The following is a 1,016-nucleotide window of genomic DNA, read 5'->3' as shown; positions in this document are numbered from 1 at the left end:
TGTTTGAGCACTTCTTTCATTGCATCAGTTAACATAGAATCGACCTCATGTTTAGCATAAACATTTTCAATCTTTACATTGGCGATAATATCAACTAACTGGCGCGATTTCTCGTGCGGTAGGTCAATATGTATCAATGCCTCATATAAAGATAGTCTATCATATTTAAGTTGCATACGTTCTCCTTTTGTTATGGATTAGACAACAGCCAGAGAACATTTGCCCAGCGGACAAAAGCCCGCTGGCTAATACAATGATCACACAATAATTAATGTGTGACATTCAATTGTTAAACATCACGACTATACCTAAGCAGGGTATAGGCATCATCAATAGCACTTTATAGTTACTCCAGTTATTTACGCTGACTCTTCACTACAAAACATATAAGCTACTCAAGCAATGCAAGGTCTTCACTTATATGATTTACTACCGTTATTTTCAAAGACTTAAGTTATGATGCATGCTGTATATTCGTTAACCTCATATACAACGCCTTAAATCTTCCCTTTTATACATACGATTACTTGAGTTCATCGCAGCTACAACCAAAGCTTTTCATGTATAACTGGATTGGTATATATGGTTGTCATCGACTTGATCATAGCAAATCAAACCGATCGGAGTGAAGAGGCAAAAGCCAAAAAAATGAAAGTTTTTATTCGCTGCAATTTGCCCTTTCATGTCTTAGGTTACTAATCGATGTTAATGGCACATCCATTACTTTAGCAATGACAGATAATGGCACGCCAATTTTTGACATTGCAATTGCTTTTTGTAATTTCTGTTCATCAGTTAATCCATGACTTGCATCCATTGCATTGCTCCTTATCGTATGAGTTTTAGCTTTAATTTAAAAAACAATATTATCGTATTGGCTCCCAGCGTTCTACTTTAAGCTCAATATCTTTATGATAGCCAGATTCAGCTTTAAGCATCTCTATCCAATCAACAATAGCTTCATGCAAAGCCATTGTTTCTTTCGCCTCAGCCAGACTACTTAATCCTACTTTGAT

At 35.9% G+C, this 1,016-nt stretch carries 1 protein-coding gene; it reads right to left on the bottom strand.

Annotation, left to right across the window (positions count from 1 at the left end):
* Nucleotides 1–658: 658 nt before the first annotated feature.
* Nucleotides 659–817, bottom strand: a complete 159-nt coding sequence (locus DNJ75_RS15475) for a hypothetical protein (RefSeq protein ID WP_157968412.1) — start codon at nucleotides 815–817, stop codon at nucleotides 659–661.
* Nucleotides 818–1,016 lie beyond the last annotated feature (199 nt).

This window comes from Cysteiniphilum litorale (assembly GCF_003428165.1).
GTDB lineage: Bacteria > Pseudomonadota > Gammaproteobacteria > Francisellales > Francisellaceae > Caedibacter > Caedibacter litoralis.
Note: the sequence above shows the minus strand (reverse complement) of the source record. Positions and strands in the feature narration are given on the sequence as shown.